Here is a 19,990-nt window from a genome sequence, read left to right on the forward strand (position 1 = left end):
GACTATTCCGGGAACTTCGAGACGATGATGAACATCACGGTGCCGGCGAGCATGGTGATGAAGGAATAGGTGTAGAGCGACAGCGCGAAAGGCTGGAACAGCATCAGGAAGCCGATGGCGATCAGCACTGTGGCGATATTTTCCATCAGGCCGCGCCGGGCCCAGGCCGGCCAGCGCGATTTGCGTTTGACGGGATTGGTCATGCTCATTTGCGCACCGCACCGAAGGTGATGCCGCGCAGCAATTGCTTGCGAAGCAAGATGGTGAAAACCAGGATCGGCACCAGGAAGATTGTCGTGCCGGCGGCGACCGCCGGCCAGTCCTGGCCGCCTTCGCCGATGATGGTCGGGATGAAGGGCGGCGCGGTCTGCGCCGTGCCCGAGGTCAAAAGGGCCGCGAAGGCATATTCGTTCCAGGCGAAGATCAGGCAGAAGATCGCGGTCGCGGCGATGCCGGTGGTCGCTTGCGGCAGCACGGTGCGCCAGAAGGCCTGCAGCCGTGTGTAGCCGTCGATCATCGCCGCTTCCTCATATTCGCGCGGGATCTCGTCGATGAAGCCTTTCAAGAGCCACACCGCCAGCGACACGTTGACCGCCGTGTAGAGCAGGATCATGCCGAGCGCGGTGTCCGACAGGCCAAGCTCGCGGTACATCAGGTAGATGGGAATCGCGACCGCGATCGGCGGCATGAAGCGCGTCGACAGGATGAAGAACAGGAGGTCGTCGGCGAGCGGCACCTTGAAGCGCGAGAAACCATAGGCCGACAGCGTGCCGAGAAAGACTGCGCAGAAGGTCGAACCGAAGGCGATAATCAGCGAGTTGAGGAAGCGCGGCAGGAAGTTGGACGGGCCGGCGATCACCATGTTGCGCTTGCGCACGGTCTCGTCGCAGAAGCCGGTCGCCGGACCCAGCGAGTTGATGTATTCCGGCGTCTGCCGCGTCCGCGTCGTGAACAGGTTGCAATAGCCCTCGATGCTCGGTTGGAACACGATTTTCGGCGGATATGCGATCGAATCCGGCGGCGTCTTGAAGCTGGTGGCGAAGATCCACAGGAGCGGCACGATCGAGATCAGCGCGTAGGCGATGATGATCGCGCCGGCGACGCGCTTCGAATTCGCTGACGGTGCGACGACCGAATGGGCAGTGGTCAGGCTCATCTCTGCTTCACCTTGTTGAGCGCCTTGACGTAGATGTTGGCCAGCCCGAACACCGCCACGAACAGGATGATGGCGAAGGCCGAGGAATAGCCGGTGCGCCAGCTCTCGAAAGCCTGCCGCTTCAGTGTGATCGAGGCCACCTCGGTGGTCGAGCCGGGCCCGCCGCCGGTCAAGAGATTGACCATGTCGAACATCTTGAAGTTCTCGATGCCGCGAAACAGCACCGCCAGCATGATGAAGGGCAGCGCCATCGGCAGTGTGATCGACCAGAATTGCCGCCAGTTGGAGGCGCGGTCGACCTCGGCCGCCTCATAGATATATTCGGGGATGGAGCGCAGTCCGGCGAGGCAGATCAGCATCACGTAGGGCGTCCACATCCAGGTATCGACGATGATGATCGACCATGGCGCCAGCGACACGTTGGAGAGCATCTGGATGCTTGTCGGTGGAATGCCGCTGACGAACGAGATGACATAGGAGAACAGGCCGATCTGCGGCTCGTAGAGGAAGCGCCAGAAATTGCCGACCACCGCCGGCGACAGCATCATCGGCACCAGGATCAGCGTCGTCCAGAAGGCGTGGCCACGGAATTTCCGGTCGATCAGCCAGGCCAGGGTGAAGCCGATCAGCGTCTGCAAGAGGATGGTCCAGAACACGAAATGCGCCGTCGTCTGCATGGCGATCCAGATGTCCTGGTCGCCAAGGATGCGCTGGTAGTTGGCAAAGCCGAGGTTCTTCACCACTTCGTTCGGCCGGTTGGCCCGGTAGTTGGTGAAGGACAGATAGATCGCCCAGAACAGCGGGAAGATGTTGATGGCGAGCAGCAACAGGATCGTCGGCGAGATGAACAGCCAGGCGAGGCCCTTGTCGCTGATGCCCCGGACCTTGCGGGCCAACGGTTCCGGGGTCGCCCGGGCAACGTTCTCCACGGTCCGATTGAGCATGGTCAGTCCTGCTTCGGTCACTTGGGTCGTCTCTGTGATGGAATTTATCTGAACTGCGTCCCGTGCCAAGGGTGGCACGGGACGCCTGGGCCTAGCTCGGGAGGAGCCGGTTACATCTTGCCATCGTCCTGGAACACCTGGGTCCAGTCCTTGACCAGGCCGTCGAGCGCGTCCTTGGCTGAGCCCTGGCCGGCCACGACATAGTCATGGAAGCGCTTCTGCGAGGCCTGCAACAGCGGTGCGTAGCTCGGCTCGGCCCAGAAGTCCTTCACGATCGCCATCGAGTCGAGGAAGGCCTGGGCGTAGGGCTGGCTGGACGGGAACTTCGGGTCCTTGACCACGGAGTTCAGGCAGGAATAGCCGCCGAGCGACCACCACTTGGCCTGCACGTCCTTGTTGGCGAACCACTTGATGTATTTCAGCGCCGATTCCTGCTTGTCGGAGTAGGAAACCACCGAAATGCCCTGGCCGCCGAGCTGCGCGAACTGGGCGCCGCCAGGACCCTTGGGATTGACGAAGTAGCCGATCTTGTCGCCACCGACATTCTCGTCCTTCTGCAGGCCGGGCCAGGTGAAGGCGAAGTTCATGTGCATCGCCACCTGACCGGATTTGAAGGCATCGACGCCTTCGCCCATGTAGCTATTCGATGCGCCCGGAGGGGTGCAGCAATCATAGAGAGCCTTGTAGAATTCCAGTCCCTTGACCGAGTCGGCTGAATTGACGAAGCCTTCCATCTCGTAGGGCTTCTTCGGGTTCTCATACTGGAAGCCGTAGCTGTAGAGCACGTCCATGGCGCCCATGGTGATGCCTTCCGAGCCACGCTCGGTGTAGATCGAGGCGCCATAGACGGTCTTGCCGTCGATCTGCCGCTTCTGGAAGAATTCGGCGATCTGCTTCAACTGGTCGAAGGTCGCCGGCGGGCCGAGATCCCAGCCATACTTTTCCTTGAATTCCTTCTGCAGCTCCGGCTTGGAGAACCAGTCCTTGCGATAGGTCCAGCCGACGACGTCGCCCATGGCCGGGAGCGCCCAGTAGTTCGGCGTGTTCTTCGGCCATTCGGAGTAGCCGACGACGGTCGCCGGCACGAAGTCGTCCATGCTGATCTTCTCCTTGTCGAAGAAGTCGTTCAGCTTGACGTAGTGGCCGTTCTCGGCCGCGCCGCCGATCCACTGGCTGTCGCCGATGATCAGGTCGCACAGTTTGCCGTGCGAGTTCAGTTCGTTGAGGAAGCGGTCGGCATAGTTGGTCCACGGCACGAACTCGAATTTCATGCCGATGCCGGTTTCCTTGGTAAAGTCCTTGGACAATTCGACAAGTGCGTTGGCCGGGTCCCAGGCGGCCCAGCAGAGCGTCAGGTCTTCAGCGTGTGCGGCGTTCGAGACGGCTGTCGACGCTGCAATCGCCGAGGCCAGTCCCAACGCCAGTTTCAAGCTCGATTTCATGCCTTCCTCCCATTTACGAAACGCGCCCGGATGACGGTTTCAAGAGCCCTCAACCTCTCTCCTCAGAGGCCTAAACATGGCGGCGCCGGAGCGCGGCAGATGTTTAGTAATTTGTTTAGTGATGCAATTTTTACTAAACAACGCAAGCGAATTCGTTGCTGCGTCGCAACATGACGAAACGGATGATTGAAATCGTTAGGAAATGATCGCCGGATGTTTCTCCGGCAGCCGCTCAGCCGGCCTCGCCGATGAGGTTCGTCTGTGGCGTCACCGGCCGAACCGGCGGCGCGGGCGGCAGTAAGGCGCGTATGTCGGCGAAGGGAAATGTAGGCTCGAAGCGAAAAGCCTCGGCCAGGGAACCGGGGACAGCGTTGCATTGGCCGGCGCGAAATTCATTCTGGATGCGCGCCCGGTCGACATATTGCTCCGGCCGCTGTGACCGGTGCATGCGGATCCCCTGCGACTTGATATCCCGGTAGGCGGAAATATCGACATAGTGCGTCGGCGCAAATCCGGTACCGCCCATCGTGTCGGCATGCAGCACAGGAACCGCGAAGGAAGCCGCTATGCGCACGCCGTCCGACAGCGCGCGGTGGTCGGCGTGATAGTCGTTGGGCGCATGCGTGATCACCAGCTCCGGCCCGGTCTCGCGGATCAGCGTTTTCAGCACGCCGATCAGCGCGGCATCGGCCACCAGTTCGCCGTCGGGAAAGTCGAGAAAGCGTGGCGCAGCACCAAGCAGCGCTGCCGCCGCCGTGGCTTCCTCGCGACGGACGCGGGCGAGAACGGCGGGATCACTCTTGCCGCCCTTGGCCCCATCCGTGGCCACGGCAAAAGTCAATTCTGCGCCTTGCGCCGCATAGGCGGCCAGCGTACCGAACATGAAGATCTCGATGTCGTCCGGATGCGCACCGAGCGCCAATATTTTCAAGCTACTCTCTCCCGGAAATGGAAAAACGTGCCGAACGGAATCCTGCTCGCCCTGATCGCCTATGCAAGCTATTCGGGCAGCGATGCCGTTATCAAGAGCCTGGGAGGACAGTTTACCGTCTTCGAGATCGGCTTCTTCGTCACTTTGTTTGCCGGCTTTTTCCTGTTCTTCACCCGCCCGGCGGGCGAGCGCTGGCTCGATTTCTGGCGCATGAAGCGGCCATGGGCGGTGCAGGCGCGCGCCTGGGCCGGCATCGCGTCGGGCGTGCTCAGCGTCTATGCCTTCACGCACATTCCGCTTGCCGAAGTCTACGCGCTGATCTTCCTGGCGCCTTTGCTGGTCACCATCCTGTCCACCGTCATCCTGAAGGAAAAGGTCGGCCCCTGGCGATGGCTGGCCGTGGTCGCCGGCTTTGCCGGGGTGATGCTGGTGGTGCGGCCGGGTTTTCGTGAATTGAACCTCGGCCACCTTGCCGCTTTCGTGAACGCCTTCCTCGCCGCGACCAGCGTCATCCTGCTGCGCTCGCTCGCGCAGCAGGAAAAGCGCACCTCGATGCTCGGTGTACTTGTCGGCTACGGCCTGCTGTTCAACGGCGCCGGCGCCGCCGCCACCTCATTTGCCTTGCCGAATGCCGTACAGCTCGTCTGGCTGGCGATGGCCGGCGCCTTCACCGCGGGCGGACAATTCATGCAGCTGCTCGCCGCCAAATACGCCCCCGCCAACCGGATCGCGCCGACGCATTATTCGCAGATCGTCTGGGCGGTGATCCTTGGCGCGCTGTTCTTCCAGGAATACCCGGACTGGCTGACGCTGGTCGGCCTCGCGATCGTCGGCGGCTCCGGCCTGCTGACCATGGTGCGCGAGGAGGTGCGGCTCGGCACCGTGCGCTGGAACCCGTTTGCGCGCACCCGGCTTTGAGCCGGCGCCGGTTGCACGGTGACCGTGACCGCTGATATGCGGACGCGATGACGACAAGATCCCTGCCGGAGCTTCCGGTATCCGCCGTGCTCCCGGCGCTCAGCGAAGCGCTCGGTGCCGGCAACAGCGCCGTGCTGGTGGCGCCGCCCGGCGCCGGCAAGACGACGCTGGTGCCGCTGGCGCTGCTCGATGCGCCGTGTATGGGCACAGGCAAGATCATCCTGCTCGAACCGCGCCGGCTCGCCGCCCGCGCCGCCGCGCGCCGCATGGCGCAATTGCTTGACGAGGAGCCGGGCGCGACCGTCGGCTATGCCATGCGCATGGAAAACCGCAGCTCGGCCAAGACCCGCATATTGGTCGTCACCGAGGGCGTTCTGGCGCGCATGATCCTCGACGATCCCGAACTGCCCGGCGTCTCGGCGGTGATCTTCGACGAATTCCACGAGCGTTCGCTCGACGGCGATTTTGGCCTCGCGCTGGCGCTCGACGTGCAAGGTGCGTTGCGGCCGGATCTCAGGCTGCTGGTGATGTCGGCGACGCTCGATGGCGCGCGCGTCGCAAAACTCCTGTCGGGCGCGCCTGTGATCGAAAGCGAGGGCCGCGCTTTCCCCGTCGATATCGGCTACGACGAACGGCCGGCCGGCGTCCCGATCGAGGATGCGATGGCCAAGGCGATCCGCGCCGCCCTTGCCGATGAGAGCGGCAGCGTGCTTGCCTTCCTGCCCGGCCAGCGCGAGATCGAGCGCACCGCCGAACGGCTGGCCGGCAAGGTCGGCGCCGACACCGACATCGTGCCGCTCTATGGCCAGCTCGACGGCAAGGCGCAGGACGCCGCGATCAAGCCGGCGCCGGCGGGCCGCCGCAAGGTGGTGCTGGCGACGTCGATTGCCGAGACCTCCATCACCATCGACGGCGTGCGCGTCGTCATCGATTCCGGCCTGTCGCGGCTGCCGCGCTATGAGCCGGCAAGCGGCCTGACGCGGCTGGAGACGGTGCGCGTCAGCAAGGCCTCCGCCGACCAGCGCGCCGGCCGCGCCGGGCGCACGCAAGCCGGCGTCGCCATCCGGCTATGGCGCGCTGAACAGACGGCGGCACTGCCCGCCTTCACGCCGCCCGAAATCCTCGAAGCGGACCTTTCAGGCCTGCTGCTCGACTGTGCCGCCTTCGGTGTGGCCGATCCGACCGGCCTCGCTTTCCTCGATCCGCCGCCGGCGCCGGCGCTCAACGAGGCAAGGGTGCTGCTGCGCGCGCTCCATGCCATCGACGAGGCGGGGCGCCTGACGGAAGCGGGCGCTTCGATGCGCAAGCTCGCTCTGCCGGTGCGGCTTGCACATATGGTCGCCGAAGCTGCGCGGAGCGGCCATGCGGGCGAGGCGGCCATGCTGGCGGTGCTGCTCACCGAACGCGGCCTTGGTGGCGACGGCGCCGATCTGGAGCGGCGGCTGATGCGCTTTCGGGGGGAAAGATCGCCCCGCGCCACCGCCGCGCGGCAACTCGCGGAGAGGCTGGCCAGGCAGGTGGGTGGGACGAAAAACAGCGAAGCCGCACCCGCGGGCTCTCTTCTCGTCAACGCCTGGCCGGACCGCGTCGCCAAGGCGCGTGGCGAGCGCGGCCGCTTCGTGCTGGCCAATGGCTCCGGCGCCATACTCGATGCCGCCGACCCGCTGGCCGGCGAGCCGTTTCTGGTCGTCGCCGACCTGCAGGGCAAGGCGCAGAATGCCCGCATCGCGGCCGCCGCGGCAATAAGCGAGGACGATATCCGCGCCACGCTGGCCGACCGGATCGAAACACGCCGGCAAACCAGTTTCGATCGCGAGCGTCGCGCCGTGCGTGTGCGTGAGACGGTGCGCCTCGGCGCCATCACGCTCGCCGAACGCATGCTGCCGGCTCCTTCAGGCGCCGATGCCGACCGCGCCATAACAGATGCGTTGCGCGAGCACGGCCTGTCACTGCTGAGCTGGAGCAAGGAGGCCGAGACGCTGCGCCAGCGGCTGTCCTGGCTGCATCGTGGCCTTGGGTCCCCCTGGCCCGATATGTCGGACGAAGCGCTGATCGAGCGCCTCGACGACTGGCTGCTGCCCTTCCTGTCTGGGGCGGCTTCCCTGGCCGCCATCGATCCCGGTGTCGTCTCGGCTGGCCTCGCCTCGCTCGTGCCGCACGAACTGCAGCGCAAGGTCGATGCGCTGGCGCCGACGCATTTCGACGCCCCGTCCGGCAGCCATGTGCCGATCCGCTATGACGGCGAATGGCCTGTGCTTGCGGTGCGCGTGCAGGAACTGTTCGGCCTGGACCGCCACCCCTCGATTGCCAACGGCACCGTGCCGCTGACGCTCGAACTCTTGTCGCCGGCGCACCGGCCAATCCAGACGACGCGCGACCTGCCCGGCTTCTGGCGTGGCTCCTGGGCCGACGTGCGCGCCGACATGCGCGGGCGCTATCCCAAACATGTCTGGCCGGAGAATCCGCTGCTTGCCGCCGCTACCGCCCGTGCCAAGCCACGCGGGACCTAGCGCTCCTCCTTTCCCGGCTGTAATCCATGGCCATGATCAACATCCTGAACGCGCCCGATTTTCAGCAAAGCCAGCGGCTACGCCTCAACACGCTGATCCGGCTGCGCTGGCTGGCCATTGTCGGCCAGAGCGTTGCGGTGCTCGTCGTCGCCTATGGGTTGAAATTTCCGCTCCCGGTCAGCCTGTGTTTTGCGCTGATCGCCTGTTCGGCCTGGATGAACCTGTTCCTGGCCTTCAGGTTTCCGGCGGCGCACAGGCTCACGCCGTTCGCCGCCTTCGGCATCCTGATCTTCGACAGCCTGCAGCTTGCCGGCCTGCTCTATATGACCGGCGGCCTGACCAATCCGTTCTCGCTGCTGATGACCGTGCCTGTCGTCATTTCGGCGACGTCGCTGCCCCTGCGCCTCACCGCCATCCTCGGCGGGTTGGTGATGCTGGCGGCGACCTTGCTGGTGTTCTTCCATCTGCCGTTGCCCTGGTATGAAGGCGCGCCGCTGGCCATGCCTTTCATCTATGTCGCCGGCATGTGGATGGCGGTGCTGTCCTCGATCGCCTTCACCGCCATGTATGCCTTCCGGGTGGCCGCCGAAGCGCGGCTTTTGGCCAATGCGCTTGCCGCCACCGAACTGGTGCTGCAGCGCGAACAGCACCTTTCGGCGCTCGACGGCCTGGCGGCGGCGGCCGCGCATGAGCTCGGCACGCCGCTCGCCACCATCACGCTCGTCGCCAAGGAGATGGAAAAGGCGCTCGGCAGCGACCCGAAATACGGGGAGGACGTGAAGCTGCTGCGCTCGCAAAGCGAACGCTGCCGCGAAATCCTCAAGCGCCTGACCAGCCTGTCGTCGGAGGGCGAGGCGCATCTGTCCCGCTTGCCGCTGACCTCGCTGGTCGAGGAGGTAACCGCGCCGCATCGCGACTTCGGCATCTCGATCAAGCTCCGCCCGGGCGAACGCAGCGGGCCGGAGCCGGTCGGGCGGCGCAATCCGGGCGTCATCTACGGCCTCGGCAATCTGGTCGAGAACGCCGTCGATTTCGCCCGCAAGAGCGTCACCGTGCGCTGGAGCTGGGACGAGGCGGCCGTCACCTTCTCGATCATCGATGACGGGCCTGGTTTCCCACCTGAAATCATCGATCGCATCGGCGAGCCCTATATGTCGACGCGCCAGGGCACCGAGGCCGGCGGCGGGCTGGGACTCGGCCTGTTCATCGCCAAGACGCTGCTCGAACGCTCGGGCGCCACGCTCGACTTCCGCAATTCGAGCGGCCTTGGCGAGGGCGCCGTGGTGCAGATTTCGTGGCCGAGATCGGTCTTCCTGAACCCGGAAACGGCCCCGGCCACCATGTTTGACACTGCGTAAATTGGACAATAGCGGCGCAAAACTATATCTGCGTAAAATTAAGGCAGCAGGAATTCTTACGACGATGACAGGCGATGAAAATATTGGCGCAATGGTTGAAGGCGAGGACACTTCGCTTCTGATCGTCGATGACGACAAGCCGTTCCTCACGCGTCTCGCCCGCGCCATGGAAGCCAGGGGTTTTGTGGTCGAGACCGCCGAGAGCGTCGAGGAGGCGGTGGGCAAGGCCCGCGCAAATCCGCCGGCCTACGCCGTGGTCGACATGCGGCTCGGCGACGGCAACGGCCTTGATGTCGTCGCCGCCATCCGCGAGAAGCGCGAGGATTCCCGCACCATCATCCTGACCGGCTACGGCAACATCGCCACCGCGGTGACGGCGGTGAAGCTCGGCGCCGTCGATTATCTGTCGAAGCCTGCCGACGCCGACGACATCTTCGCCGCCCTCACCCGCACCTCCGGCGAGCGCGCCGCACCGCCGGAAAACCCGATGTCGGCCGACCGCGTGCGCTGGGAGCATATCCAGCGCGTCTACGAAATGTGCGAGCGCAACGTTTCCGAAACAGCGCGCCGGCTCAACATGCACCGCCGCACGCTGCAGCGGATACTGGCCAAGCGCGCCCCGCGATGAGACTGTTTGGAAATTCTACTCTGGCGGCCATCTGATGGCGTTTTCTGCGCTTCCGGTGCTCACGGACCCGAACGTCCGCTCCGCTCCGGTTCTCGAAACCACCACCATATGACTCGCCAGAGCGAATTTCGAAACAGTCTCTGAGACGCTCAAGCACGGTCGGATACTGTCCGGAGGCCGGAGTTTGAGCATCATCGCAAGTGACGCGGTTTAACGGAGGCGACATGCAGGATTTGAAGCAGCGGCCGATTTCCGTCTTCCGCGAATTCCTCGACAGCGAGGCGGCCGGCGGCATCATCCTGATGGTGGCGGCGGCCCTGGCCTTGATCGTCGCCAACTCACCGCTTGCCGAAACCTATTTCTCCGTTCTCCATGCCTATCTCGGCCCGCTCAGCGTGTCGCATTGGGTCAATGACGGGCTGATGGCGGTGTTCTTCCTGCTCGTCGGGCTGGAGATCAAGCGCGAGATGCTGGACGGCCAGCTGTCGACCTGGCCACGCCGCGTCCTGCCCGGCATCGCGGCGGCCGGCGGCATGGTGGTCCCGGCGCTGGTCTATGTCGCCATCAATCGCAACAATTCGGCGGCACTCTCCGGCTGGGCGATCCCGACCGCCACCGACATCGCCTTCGCGCTTGGCGTGCTGTCGCTGCTCGGCAGCCGTGTGCCGGCTTCGCTGAAGGTCTTCCTGACCGCGCTCGCCATCATCGACGACCTCGGCGCCGTCATCATCATCGCCATCTTCTATACGAGCGGCCTGTCGCTCATCTATCTCGGCGCCGCCTTCGCCGTCATTGCGGTGCTTGTCGTGCTCAACCGCATGCGGGTGATGACGCTGGTGCCCTATCTCGTGCTCGGCGCAATCCTGTGGGTATTGGTGCTGAAATCGGGCGTCCACGCCACGCTTGCCGGCGTTGCGCTCGCGCTGACCATTCCGCTCGAGCGTTCCGCCGGGATCGGTCACGATCTCGACCATTCGCCGCTGCACCGGCTCGAGCACGGCCTGCGCAAAATCGTCCCCTTTTTCGTCATCCCGATCTTCGGCTTCGCCAATGCCGGCGTTTCGCTCGCCGGCCTGAGTTTTGGCGCGCTGATAGAGCCGCTGACGCTGGGCGTCGCCGCCGGCCTGGTGGTCGGCAAGCTGGTCGGCGTGTTCGGCTCCTCGGCACTTGCCATAAGGCTCGGCCTGGCCGACCTGCCGGCCCATGCCGGCTGGTCGCATATGATCGGCATCTCGCTGCTCTGCGGCATCGGCTTCACCATGAGCCTGTTCATCGGCCTGCTCGCCTTCGCCAGCGATGTGGCTCTGCAGGACGCGGTCAAGGTCGGCATCCTCGCCGGCTCCTTCATCGCCGCCATCATCGGCGCTGCCGTGCTGCTGATGGCGCCGGCCGCGGGTGGAGCGGAAGAAGAGACGGAGTAGGGGCGCGGTTCCGCGAACTACTCGCTCTCCCCCTCGAGTGCCGGCACCGACACGCCGGCCAGCTCCGCCGCCAGCAGCCGCGCCGCGCCGGCGCGCGCGATCCGCAGCATCAGTGCCTTGCGTGTTGCCGCCGCCATGCGGTGCTCCGGCGCCTCGCGCAGGATTTCGGCGCCATAGCCGTCGGAGAGGATGAAGCCGCACTCCTCCGGAAAGATCTCCGCCGGCACGCCGGGGTGGGTGGCGAAGAAGAAGCGGTCGGAGTGCAGCCGGTAGTCGGGCCATTTGCGGTCGACCCGGAAATCCTCGATCGAGGATTTGATTTCGATGATCCAGATGTCGCCCTGGCGGGTCAGCGCCACGAGGTCGGCGCGACGGCCGGTGGCCAGCGACAGTTCAGGCAGCACATGCGCGCCCATCGCCATGAGCAGCCGCTGCACGCCGCGCCGCACCAGCATGGCGCGTTCCGACTGGCGACCGTCGATGAGGGGGTTGATTGCGATGGGGGAAATGATTGGCATGGCAGGCACCATGCCAGATTTTGTTCACGGTTTGAACCCGCCTTGTGATGGCGATTCTATGGTTGACAAACCCAATCTTTTGTAGGAATATTTTCCTGTAAATTCTACAAACAGAGAGTGAACCAAAATGATGATGGGCACTTTGAGTTGGATTAAGGGTGAGTGGGCTGCGAGTGGGAGAGCAGAAGTGGTTCTGCACTCAGACGATGATGCGGCTTTGATTCACGTCTACCCACGCGGTTTGAATCGCGCTGTTCCATTTCTTCTATCCCTTACGCCGGAAATAGAAGTCGCGCTTTACCGCTGGTTGGGTGAGCGCATTCGTAGACGTAAGAAGGCCAGAGAGCAGCGATACGTGGAAATGATGAGCCCCGTGTTTGACGCAATGTGGAAAGCTCACGCAACAGCGCACTTGAAGCCGCAATAATCGATTACAGGTGCTGTAGCGAGCCGATGGGCGGAATCGGCATCCGCCCATCTTTCGTCACGAAATTTTGAGACGCTATTTTTGCGTCGAACGATCGAAACAGACCTCACGCTAGAGCTAAGATCGACATACGTAAAAAATTTCGTATGTCGTTAACTCTTGCAAAGTTGGAACTGTGATAGTACCTAGACGTTGTAAATGCAGCGCTTCGAGGTGAGAACGGCCTTCTCACGCACCTACCGGGTCGGTAGGTTAGTAGCCGAAAGGTGAAGAGATCCAGGGAGTTGGCATCCTGGCACGCGCTCCGAAAGCCCCGCACTCGCGGGGTTTTTTGGTTTTATGCGATGATTAAATGCCCCTTCCTAATTCGGCGCTCAAGCGTATCCCTCTTCAACGTATATGTACTCGTGGCTGCATAAAGCCCATCAGCATTGGGGATAAGAAGCACGGCGACAAGAACGATGATGCCCCCAGTGTCCCGCACGAGTTCAAACCCCTCGGGGTGGTGAGGGGACTGACCGACATGCGTAGGGGTTGCCACCGCCTCTGGCAGATTGACTAAACAGTCCGCGTAGTCGGCTGCATGGCGAGCCATGGCGTGCTTCTGAGCCCTGATGGAGAACCCCACATCACCATCAGCCAACACAATGCCGCCGGCCTTCAGGAGGTCGGTACGCAAAGGCCCCAGGATGATGGGCGATAGCTTGACGGGCTTCGTCACGAGATAGCTTCTTTTCCAGAGGGTCAGATCGATCCAAAGATATATAGGGTCGAAAGGTTGTTTTCTTATTCCGAACCGTGCTTCTTTTGCCTTACTAGTTCCTTTATTTTCTCGGCCGTTAATTTCGGCGCTTTTGCAATCTTGTTCATGGCGGCCTCGAAAGCCGCATCTGATTGATCGGTTTTCAGTTCGCGTGCCGCCTCACGGAATTTGTCGATTTGCGGCTTATCCTTTGGCCTAGACATAGGAATATAGACTCCGATTCGGAGGTGTGTTACAGCAAATAGGGCGGGCCTCATGACCCGCCCTGCCGTCTAAGGCATTTGCCGCAGCCCTCAAGCTACGGCGTCAGCTATTCTAACGGCTTGCCACATGGGATACTCCTTAATCAAAGACCGTGCCGGTCGGGTTGGGAGATTGAACAGGACGGGAATCCTGTTCGGCGTCTGAGCCACCCTCGGGTGGCTCATTCTCGTTAAGGAACCCAGGTTCCTCTTTTTCAAGCCTAAAAGCCAATGCAACAAGCATGTCCTTGCGGGCAATCGTCCCTGATTTCTTCAGGTCGGTCAAAGCTGGGCTGATGGAAGACATTCGAACGTCTTTCCCTGTCTCCTTGGCGAGATAGTCCCTGATTTGATTTGCGGTTTGCCAAAGCCCTCGCGGTTGAGTTAGCGCCTCTATGATAAGGGCGTTCTTCGTTTTCGCCTTTTGCGGGATCGAGATACCCGACACCAAAGGCGTAACAATAGGACGCTCGCGCACTCGCGCAACGGGCTCCGCATGGTCCTCCGCCGTCTTCCAAAGCGATTCCCATCGCTGCGCAAGCTTCAGGAGCCCTTCTTCGATAAAAGCAAGTTCGCGGTCTTCCTGCGCGATCTGCCGGCGTCGGGCGCGAACGTCTTCAAGGCTGGGATTCGGTTGGGTCATAACGCCCATTAGTCCGAGTCTTGCCCATAAGGCAAGCGGAATCGTAATCTCGCTTCTATCTGTCGGAACAAACCATGCTCAAAACAGAAGGCAGCTTGGGGAAAACTCAATCGGCCAGGATTAAGCACATAAGCATATCGTTATGGCTTATGCCGTGCATTCCGCCATAGCGGCAACTCTAGCTGAACCGGCTTTCGGAAGTGCGTCCGCTTTTCGTCAAGCAGGTCTATGATAGGTGAGGCGCTTACCAGAGGCACCCCTCAAGGCGATGAAAGCGCGGGTGCCGTCATCAACGCCAAGTGCGATGCGGTTCGAATACCGGAAATCGAACTCGGCAAGGTAGCGGTGCAGATGGTGTTCGGCGCAATGCTGGTAAACGCCCTTCATGCCGCGCTTGAAGACCGAATAGAAGCCTTCCACGGTATTCGTGTGGACGGTCTTTCCGCCTTCGTAGCGAACGTATTCATCCTTGGAATGCGTGACGACATCGTGAGAGGCGAATTCCTGGCCGGCGCGGCGATAGATGCCGCTCTCGTCGGTCATCAAGGCGCTTTCCTTGGCGATGTTGGCGCGAACGATCGGCATGACGTTGCCCATGCGGGCGGTATCGACGTGGAAGGAACGGGCGCGGCCACCACGCTCGACAAGCGTAACGACCGTGTTCTTGTGTGCGCCACCGCCCGACTTAACCGGGGTGCCCTTCAAGCGACCGATATACGTCTCGTCAACTTCAACGGTCTTGCCATTGCCGCCAAGCGGGGAGAAGTCGCCAGATGCCATTGCAAGGCGGATGCGGTGGCACAGGAACCACGCGGCCTCATAGGTGCATTCGAGTATGCGGTGCATCTGGTGGGCGCTAATGCCCTTCTTAGAGGCGCACATGAGGTGGATAGCCTGAAGCCACTTGGTCAGCGGCAAATGGCTTTCCTCGAAAATGGATCCCATGCGAACCGTGAACTGCGAACGGCAAGCGCTGCACTTGTACAGGCCATGACGCTCGACGCCGTGAGGGTTCTTCTTAGAGGGCTTGGTGCGAACGCCCTTCAGAGCGTAATGGCGATCAACGCTACCGCACTTGGGGCAAACGGGACCGTTCGGCCAGAGAATGCCCTCGACATGCTCGAAAGCCTTGGCTTCGTCGTGGAATTCGGGGCGGGACAAGACGGACATGGCGATAACTCCTTGGAATCGTTATCGCTCATCGACTTGGGTTTGTCAACCAGATAATCGCCCTTGTGATGGCGATTATATATTTGATAACCCGGCCTGGTCCTCGACGGGCCGGCATATCCCCGCTGACAATTAGGCTTAGCTAATATATCATGCCCCTCAAAAGCGAGGGGTATCATGAAACAGCCACGGGGATGGATCGCGCTGGCATGGCTTCTCTTGGCCGGCGACGCAGATGCCCACGATTGGTATACCGGCAAAAAAGACCCGGTTCTGCGCTATGATTGCTGCGGCAACAAAGATTGCCATCCGATAGACTCTCGCGCCGTGAGAGAGACCAAAGACGGCTATTATGTGCGCCTGCCCCGCCCTGCCTATCTCAATGAGCCACAAGAGCCGGAGTGGTTTATCCCCAGGGAACGCGCCCAAGTCTCCATTGATGACCGCTACCATCTCTGTGAGCGTTTAATGACGTTCTATCGAACGATCATTCCCCATACGAAGTTCGAGGCCTACTACAGATTCAGATGGACGTGTTTCTTCGTGCCTAAGGGCACGAGTTAAATTCGATCTAGCCCTACCCAGCCGTAGGGGAATGGCTACCACTGTAGGACCGGTGCGGCTCCTGCGCCGGGAATCAGTTCGATTCGCGCTGACGAACGCGTTGTTTTTCGAGGAACCGCTTGGCGTGTTCCCCCCACTCCGCTGCCGTGGTTTTGTGCTCTTGAACGTACGTGTCGAAAGCCTTGCGCAGAGCGTCCAGGTCCAAAGCCCAAAACTGCTTGTCTTTTTCGTCGTTCAACATCGTGTCACCAAGCCCATTGGGCTGACGGTATGCCCTTCAAATCAAGCCTTCAAGAACCGATCCTGACTTCTTTTGGGTGTATCGGCCCTGTCAAACATTCATCCCGTGATCCAGCACGGAACAGGTTCTGCTCTCTGCAGCTGGGTAATCCGTGGGCGGGACTTCAGTCTTAATTGAGCTGTGGCTAATATGCATATAGCTTAGGCAGTGCGGAGACGATCCCAAAAGCCTGACCCGCAACGACCCGGCACGACCCCATGTCCCCCCGACTGCGAGCGTGCCGGGTCGTTCCTACGGGGTGCGTTGCAAGCGGCGCATGCAAAGCACGATCGCTCGTGGAACAATGGTCGATTACGCAATCGCTCTCTGCCGGTCGATTGGGTTGGCGAACCCCAGCCCTAGGGGCCTTCCGTGATCGCGCAATATCCGGCTGGGGGCAGTCTGGTATTCATCTCTGTGGAGCCCTATGTCGTGGCGATCAACTTGCGCTCTTCACTAGAGGGCGGCAAGACTAAAGTCTTGCGTGCCGGTGTACAAAGGTCTGAGGGGACCTTTTAAGTTCCTCAAATGTCCATTGGACGTTCCGTTACTTTAGTTAGCCGACATATGAGGACTGACGTAAGGAATATGCCTGGCGGAATGGCCGGCGCAGTTTGGCTTTGGGTCTAAAGGGGGCTGCGCCGGCCATTGCGGGTTTGGGCTTTGGGTGTGATTGTCCCCGCGCTGATTAACCTATATGTATATTAGCGATCGCGCAAATAAGACTGAAGTCCCTGGTTCCACCGGACCTGGCCGGACGTTCTCATAATCTTGATTTTCGCCAGCCAGCCTTTCGAGCTTCTTGTTCCGAACAGAACCAGCGTTCGCCCTTCCACAGGCTGATCCGGGTCTCGTTGTGATATTGCTGTCCGGGAACGTGATAGATGCGCTCGCCCGTATTGTAGCTGATATTTCCCTTGATATTGCAGCCCACGAGAGGCGGCCCGGCCTTGACGGCGATCAGGCTGGCCAGGATGGCGATCGCCGCGGCAATCAATGTCCACCAGATGGTGTTGCGCGAGGGACGCCAATGCCGGCGACCCCTGGCACGCCTCCGCCAGCGGTCGAGACTTGTCCACTCCCCCTCCCGAGAGGAGAATGCCGCCGCTCTGGCGAGGAGTCTATAAGCATTGCCTAACTTAATGGCGCGCCGTCTTGGCCGGTAGAGGGCGAACAATGGCGCCCAATGCGGCGCATGACCGGAAGCCATCTCGCTGGGTGGTCTGCCCAAAATCCCTTGCTAGGGTCTGCTATGGTCTAGCTGAGACGGCCTTGTCGCCAGGCGCCGCAGCCCCTGCCATGTCATCCAGGATCGGGCAATCCGGCCGCTCGTCGCCATGGCAGGCGTGGATCAGTTTCTGCAGGGTCGAGCGCATCGACTGCAGCTCGCGCACCTTCTCCTCGATGGCCGTGACATGAGCGGCGGCGATCTCGCGCACGTCGGCGCTGGCGCGGCCGCGATCCTGGTACAGCGCCATCAGCTGGCGGCAATCGTCGATGGAAAAACCGAGGTTGCGCGCGCGGCGCAGGAAGGTCAGCCGATGGATGTCGTCACCGGAATAGTCGCGGTAGCCGTTGGCGGCGCGCGCCGGCGCGATCAGACCGATCTCCTCATAGTAGCGAATGGTCTTGGCCGGCAGGCCTGAACGATGGGCGGCATCGCCGACATTCATGGCGTGGTCCTCGATTTTGCCGGGCCTGCGAGTCAGGCCCATTGAATTTCCTTCACAATCCGGTGAAGGCTGTTGCTGAAATGCCATACTGATACGCATACCAGCACGTAAGTCCCAGCATATAGGCATCGTGCGCTTGGCAAGCAAAGCAAATGCCAGCATGAATGATCGCAAGAAAGCGGCCGACTCGTGCCGCTGACATTTGGGCAGGGCACCGGATCATCTCATGCGCATGAAGTCGCTTGCAATAATTGCCGCATTGGCGCTGTCCACGGCCATCGCCGGCTGCAGCACCATCGGCGGGCAGATCTTCTCCAACGACTACGGCGCAGTGACCGATGCTGGCTACCAACTGCCGCGCATCCCGATCGAAAAGGTGCCGAGGCAGTATCACCGGCAGGAAGTGAACTACGACACCAAGGAAAAGCCAGGCACCATCATCGTCGATACGCAGAACAAGTATCTCTACTTCGTCGAGGGTGACGGGCTCGCGATCCGCTACGGCATCGGCGTTGGTCGCGAAGGCTTCGAATGGCACGGCACCGCCCATATCGCGCTGAAGCGCGAATGGCCGACCTGGACGCCGCCCCGCGAAATGATCAGGCGCCAGCCGGAACTGGCGAAGTTCGCCAATGGCATGGAGCCGGGCCTGAAGAACCCACTTGGCGCGCGCGCCATGTATCTCTTCAACAAGGGCGGCGACATGGGCTACCGCCTGCACGGCAGCCCGGAATGGAATTCAATCGGCAAGGCGATGTCGTCCGGCTGCATCAGGCTGATGAACCAGGACATCATCGATCTCTATGACCGCGCCTCGGTCGGCGCCAAGGTCATCGTGATGTAAGGACCAGGATCCCTCGCGGGATCATGGCCAACGAGAAGGCAAGTTCGTACGCGGACCGTCTAGGCAACAACGGACGTCCCAAACAGAAAACCGGGCAATTCGGCCCGGTTTTTTGTTTTTTACGACCGAAATCGTGCTGGCAACGGGGGTGGTCAGGCGACCTGTTCGACCTGCTGCACTTCCGGCACGAAATGCCGAAGCAGGTTCTGGATGCCGTGCTTCAGCGTCGCCGTCGATGACGGGCAGCCGGCGCAGGCGCCCTTCATATGCAGGAACACCGTGCCGTTCTCGAAGCCGCGGAAGGTGATGTCGCCGCCATCCTGGGCCACCGCCGGGCGCACCCTGGTGTCGAGCAGTTCCTTGATGGTGATGACGAGTTCCTCGTCCGCCTTGTCGTAGAACTCGCCGGTCTGGCTGGTCTCTGCGGCCGGGCCGCTTTTCGCCATGACAGGCGCGCCGGACATGAAATGCTCCATGATGGCGCCAAGGATCGCCGGCTTCAGGTGCTGCCAGTCGGGGCCGTCCTTGGTCACCGTGATGAAATCGTAGCCGAAGAAGACACCGGTGACACCGGGGATTTCGAACAGCCGGCCGGCCAGCGGCGAGGCCGTTGCCGCACTGTCGGCATCGCGGAAATCGGCGGTACCTTCCATCAGCACTTCCTTGCCGGGCAGGAATTTCAACGTCGCCGGATTGGGCGTCGATTCGGTCTGGATGAACATGGCCGTCTCCGTGCCCGTTACGGGCAGATAGTTTGGAATAGTTCTAAATAGGCCTTATCGGCAGGACATTCAAGCGAAACGCATCGCCCGAACGGCTGGCTGGCGGAATGTTTTTGCTGGCGGGGGGACAGAATCCCGGGCGGGCTTCAAGCGAGGCTGTCGATCTCCTCGTCGGACAGATTCTGCGGCACCACCGTGACCGGAATGGGGAAGGCGGCGCCCTTGCCGGCCACGGCACCGACCAGCGGCCCGGGGCCTTCCTTGCCGGCGCCGGCCGCCAGCACCAGGATGGCGATGTCCTGGTCTTCCTCGATCAGTTTGTGGATCTCTTCCGTCGGCTTGCCTTCACGCACCACCATCTCCGGCTCGATGCCGAGCTTCTGGCGTACCTTGTTGGCATAGCCATCGAGAGCCGCGCGCGCCGTGGCGTTCGCCTCCTCGCGCATGATCTTCTCGACGCCCAGCCAATGCTGGAAATCGTCCGGTACTATGACATAGAGCAGCACCAACGTGCCGCTGGTGCTCTGCGCCCGCTTCGAGGCGTAGGCGACGGCGCGCTCGCACTCGGGCGTATCGTCGATGATCGTCAGGAATTTCCTGCGATGACCGGCTTCGCGGCTGAGGCGTTTGGAGACCATGTCTATCTACCTAGTGTCGTGATTTCGAAGTTCGCCTGCTTTCGATATCGCGCTCCGAGCGAACTTCGAAATCAAAAACGACACTAGAAATCAATCGTTTGCTCGTGTCCCTGATTTTGAAATTCGCATTGCCCTTGATATCCAACTCTGGCTGATTTCAAAATCAGTGACGCGAGTGCGTTTTCGGCCGCAATCTGC

General features: G+C 61.7%; 22 protein-coding genes. 7 read left to right on the forward strand and 15 right to left on the reverse strand.

Annotated elements, in window-relative coordinates; all coding sequences use genetic code 11:
* Positions 1-2 precede the first annotated feature (2 nt).
* From D3242_RS11910 to D3242_RS11930, 5 genes are all read right to left on the reverse strand, one after another.
* Positions 3-209, reverse strand: coding sequence for a hypothetical protein (locus D3242_RS11910; RefSeq protein WP_081296115.1), 207 nt, complete (start codon positions 207-209; stop codon positions 3-5).
* Positions 206-1,156, reverse strand: coding sequence for a carbohydrate ABC transporter permease (locus tag D3242_RS11915; RefSeq protein ID WP_019862873.1), 951 nt, complete (start codon positions 1,154-1,156; stop codon positions 206-208). The genes D3242_RS11910 and D3242_RS11915 overlap by 4 nt, the downstream gene beginning before the upstream one ends.
* Positions 1,153-2,100 carry a carbohydrate ABC transporter permease gene (locus tag D3242_RS11920; protein WP_064984712.1) on the reverse strand — a complete coding sequence of 316 codons (948 nt, stop codon included), beginning with the start codon at positions 2,098-2,100 and terminating at the stop codon, positions 1,153-1,155. Before D3242_RS11920 ends, D3242_RS11915 begins: the two co-directional genes overlap by 4 nt.
* A 110-nt stretch (positions 2,101-2,210) precedes the next feature.
* Positions 2,211-3,542 (reverse strand): ABC transporter substrate-binding protein, encoded by a 1,332-nt coding sequence (locus D3242_RS11925; protein WP_038651785.1) that lies wholly within the window; start codon positions 3,540-3,542, stop codon positions 2,211-2,213.
* A 232-nt stretch (positions 3,543-3,774) separates the two neighbouring features.
* Positions 3,775-4,473: a PIG-L deacetylase family protein gene (locus D3242_RS11930; RefSeq protein ID WP_038651788.1), complete on the reverse strand. Its 699-nt coding sequence runs from the start codon at positions 4,471-4,473 to the stop codon at positions 3,775-3,777.
* A gap of 27 nt (positions 4,474-4,500) precedes the next feature.
* Between D3242_RS11930 and D3242_RS11935 the strand changes: the two genes are divergently transcribed.
* The 5 genes from D3242_RS11935 to nhaA all read left to right on the forward strand — a co-directional run bounded on the left by D3242_RS11935 (position 4,501) and on the right by nhaA (position 11,308).
* Positions 4,501-5,391: a DMT family transporter gene (locus D3242_RS11935; RefSeq protein ID WP_027047686.1), complete on the forward strand. Its 891-nt coding sequence runs from the start codon at positions 4,501-4,503 to the stop codon at positions 5,389-5,391.
* Positions 5,392-5,438: 47 nt separating this feature from the next.
* Positions 5,439-7,901: an ATP-dependent helicase HrpB gene (hrpB, locus tag D3242_RS11940; protein WP_064984478.1), complete on the forward strand. Its 2,463-nt coding sequence runs from the start codon at positions 5,439-5,441 to the stop codon at positions 7,899-7,901.
* Positions 7,902-7,927: 26 nt separating this feature from the next.
* Positions 7,928-9,259 carry an ActS/PrrB/RegB family redox-sensitive histidine kinase gene (locus D3242_RS11945; RefSeq protein WP_038651796.1) on the forward strand — a complete coding sequence of 444 codons (1,332 nt, stop codon included), beginning with the start codon at positions 7,928-7,930 and terminating at the stop codon, positions 9,257-9,259.
* 64 nt (positions 9,260-9,323) lie between these two features.
* Complete coding sequence (locus D3242_RS11950) at positions 9,324-9,887, forward strand: ActR/PrrA/RegA family redox response regulator transcription factor (protein WP_081296116.1); 564 nt, start codon at positions 9,324-9,326, stop codon at positions 9,885-9,887.
* A 224-nt stretch (positions 9,888-10,111) separates the two neighbouring features.
* Positions 10,112-11,308 carry a Na+/H+ antiporter NhaA gene (nhaA, locus tag D3242_RS11955; RefSeq protein ID WP_064984480.1) on the forward strand — a complete coding sequence of 399 codons (1,197 nt, stop codon included), beginning with the start codon at positions 10,112-10,114 and terminating at the stop codon, positions 11,306-11,308.
* A 17-nt stretch (positions 11,309-11,325) separates the two neighbouring features.
* Here nhaA and D3242_RS11960 read toward each other — a convergent pair whose 3' ends face one another.
* The 5 genes from D3242_RS11960 to D3242_RS11985 form a co-directional block, all read right to left on the reverse strand.
* A complete protein-coding gene (locus tag D3242_RS11960; protein WP_167470424.1) occupies positions 11,326-11,826 on the reverse strand; it encodes an MmcB family DNA repair protein in 501 nt (166 codons plus the stop codon).
* A gap of 764 nt (positions 11,827-12,590) precedes the next feature.
* Positions 12,591-12,974, reverse strand: a complete 384-nt coding sequence (locus D3242_RS11970; protein ID WP_081296117.1) for a hypothetical protein — start codon at positions 12,972-12,974, stop codon at positions 12,591-12,593.
* Between the two features lie 65 nt (positions 12,975-13,039).
* Positions 13,040-13,219, reverse strand: a complete 180-nt coding sequence (locus D3242_RS11975; RefSeq protein ID WP_064984484.1) for a hypothetical protein — start codon at positions 13,217-13,219, stop codon at positions 13,040-13,042.
* 139 nt (positions 13,220-13,358) lie between these two features.
* Positions 13,359-13,910, reverse strand: a complete 552-nt coding sequence (locus D3242_RS11980; RefSeq protein WP_064984486.1) for a hypothetical protein — start codon at positions 13,908-13,910, stop codon at positions 13,359-13,361.
* A 207-nt stretch (positions 13,911-14,117) separates the two neighbouring features.
* On the reverse strand, positions 14,118-15,071 hold the full coding sequence (locus D3242_RS11985) for an IS1595 family transposase (RefSeq protein WP_064984488.1): 954 nt from the start codon (positions 15,069-15,071) through the stop codon (positions 14,118-14,120).
* 177 nt (positions 15,072-15,248) lie between these two features.
* On the opposite strand from D3242_RS11985, the gene D3242_RS33475 reads away from it, so the two are divergent.
* Positions 15,249-15,635: a hypothetical protein gene (locus tag D3242_RS33475; RefSeq protein ID WP_027047689.1), complete on the forward strand. Its 387-nt coding sequence runs from the start codon at positions 15,249-15,251 to the stop codon at positions 15,633-15,635.
* Positions 15,636-15,708: 73 nt separating this feature from the next.
* Here D3242_RS33475 and D3242_RS33480 read toward each other — a convergent pair whose 3' ends face one another.
* The 3 genes from D3242_RS33480 to cueR form a co-directional block, all read right to left on the reverse strand.
* Positions 15,709-15,876 (reverse strand): hypothetical protein, encoded by a 168-nt coding sequence (locus D3242_RS33480; RefSeq protein WP_019862884.1) that lies wholly within the window; start codon positions 15,874-15,876, stop codon positions 15,709-15,711.
* Between the two features lie 802 nt (positions 15,877-16,678).
* Positions 16,679-16,897, reverse strand: coding sequence for a sunset domain-containing protein (locus D3242_RS11995; RefSeq protein WP_223217909.1), 219 nt, complete (start codon positions 16,895-16,897; stop codon positions 16,679-16,681).
* Between the two features lie 268 nt (positions 16,898-17,165).
* Complete coding sequence (cueR, locus tag D3242_RS12000; protein WP_027047690.1) at positions 17,166-17,588, reverse strand: Cu(I)-responsive transcriptional regulator; 423 nt, start codon at positions 17,586-17,588, stop codon at positions 17,166-17,168.
* Positions 17,589-17,814: 226 nt separating this feature from the next.
* Here cueR and D3242_RS12005 point away from each other — a divergent pair, with 226 nt between their 5' ends.
* Complete coding sequence (locus D3242_RS12005) at positions 17,815-18,432, forward strand: L,D-transpeptidase (protein WP_019862886.1); 618 nt, start codon at positions 17,815-17,817, stop codon at positions 18,430-18,432.
* Between the two features lie 152 nt (positions 18,433-18,584).
* Here D3242_RS12005 and D3242_RS12010 read toward each other — a convergent pair whose 3' ends face one another.
* Together D3242_RS12010 and D3242_RS12015 are read right to left on the reverse strand one after the other, a co-directional pair.
* Positions 18,585-19,154, reverse strand: a complete 570-nt coding sequence (locus tag D3242_RS12010) for a NifU family protein (protein ID WP_019862888.1) — start codon at positions 19,152-19,154, stop codon at positions 18,585-18,587.
* Between the two features lie 146 nt (positions 19,155-19,300).
* Positions 19,301-19,792, reverse strand: coding sequence for a universal stress protein (locus tag D3242_RS12015; protein WP_010913128.1), 492 nt, complete (start codon positions 19,790-19,792; stop codon positions 19,301-19,303).
* Positions 19,793-19,990 lie beyond the last annotated feature (198 nt).

Origin of the sequence: Mesorhizobium jarvisii (genome assembly GCF_003601985.1) — a bacterium.
Lineage (GTDB): Bacteria > Pseudomonadota > Alphaproteobacteria > Rhizobiales > Rhizobiaceae > Mesorhizobium > Mesorhizobium jarvisii.

What these genes read in the sequence shown, in the direction of transcription:
- D3242_RS11925 (WP_038651785.1), bottom strand. Translation starts at nt 3,542, where the DNA reads ATGAAATCGAGCTTGAAACTGGCGTTGGGACTGGCCTCGGCGATTGCA.
- D3242_RS11950 (WP_081296116.1), top strand. Translation starts at nt 9,324, where the DNA reads ATGACAGGCGATGAAAATATTGGCGCAATGGTTGAAGGCGAGGACACT.
- D3242_RS12005 (WP_019862886.1), top strand. Translation starts at nt 17,815, where the DNA reads ATGCGCATGAAGTCGCTTGCAATAATTGCCGCATTGGCGCTGTCCACG.
- D3242_RS11980 (WP_064984486.1), bottom strand. Translation starts at nt 13,910, where the DNA reads ATGGGCGTTATGACCCAACCGAATCCCAGCCTTGAAGACGTTCGCGCC.
- D3242_RS11910 (WP_081296115.1), bottom strand. Translation starts at nt 209, where the DNA reads ATGAGCATGACCAATCCCGTCAAACGCAAATCGCGCTGGCCGGCCTGG.
- D3242_RS11975 (WP_064984484.1), bottom strand. Translation starts at nt 13,219, where the DNA reads ATGTCTAGGCCAAAGGATAAGCCGCAAATCGACAAATTCCGTGAGGCG.
- D3242_RS11915 (WP_019862873.1), bottom strand. Translation starts at nt 1,156, where the DNA reads ATGAGCCTGACCACTGCCCATTCGGTCGTCGCACCGTCAGCGAATTCG.
- D3242_RS12015 (WP_010913128.1), bottom strand. Translation starts at nt 19,792, where the DNA reads ATGGTCTCCAAACGCCTCAGCCGCGAAGCCGGTCATCGCAGGAAATTC.
- D3242_RS33480 (WP_019862884.1), bottom strand. Translation starts at nt 15,876, where the DNA reads ATGTTGAACGACGAAAAAGACAAGCAGTTTTGGGCTTTGGACCTGGAC.
- hrpB (WP_064984478.1), top strand. Translation starts at nt 5,439, where the DNA reads ATGACGACAAGATCCCTGCCGGAGCTTCCGGTATCCGCCGTGCTCCCG.
- D3242_RS11920 (WP_064984712.1), bottom strand. Translation starts at nt 2,100, where the DNA reads ATGCTCAATCGGACCGTGGAGAACGTTGCCCGGGCGACCCCGGAACCG.
- nhaA (WP_064984480.1), top strand. Translation starts at nt 10,112, where the DNA reads ATGCAGGATTTGAAGCAGCGGCCGATTTCCGTCTTCCGCGAATTCCTC.
- cueR (WP_027047690.1), bottom strand. Translation starts at nt 17,588, where the DNA reads ATGAATGTCGGCGATGCCGCCCATCGTTCAGGCCTGCCGGCCAAGACC.
- D3242_RS12010 (WP_019862888.1), bottom strand. Translation starts at nt 19,154, where the DNA reads ATGTTCATCCAGACCGAATCGACGCCCAATCCGGCGACGTTGAAATTC.
- D3242_RS11985 (WP_064984488.1), bottom strand. Translation starts at nt 15,071, where the DNA reads ATGTCCGTCTTGTCCCGCCCCGAATTCCACGACGAAGCCAAGGCTTTC.
- D3242_RS11960 (WP_167470424.1), bottom strand. Translation starts at nt 11,826, where the DNA reads ATGCCAATCATTTCCCCCATCGCAATCAACCCCCTCATCGACGGTCGC.
- D3242_RS33475 (WP_027047689.1), top strand. Translation starts at nt 15,249, where the DNA reads ATGAAACAGCCACGGGGATGGATCGCGCTGGCATGGCTTCTCTTGGCC.
- D3242_RS11945 (WP_038651796.1), top strand. Translation starts at nt 7,928, where the DNA reads ATGGCCATGATCAACATCCTGAACGCGCCCGATTTTCAGCAAAGCCAG.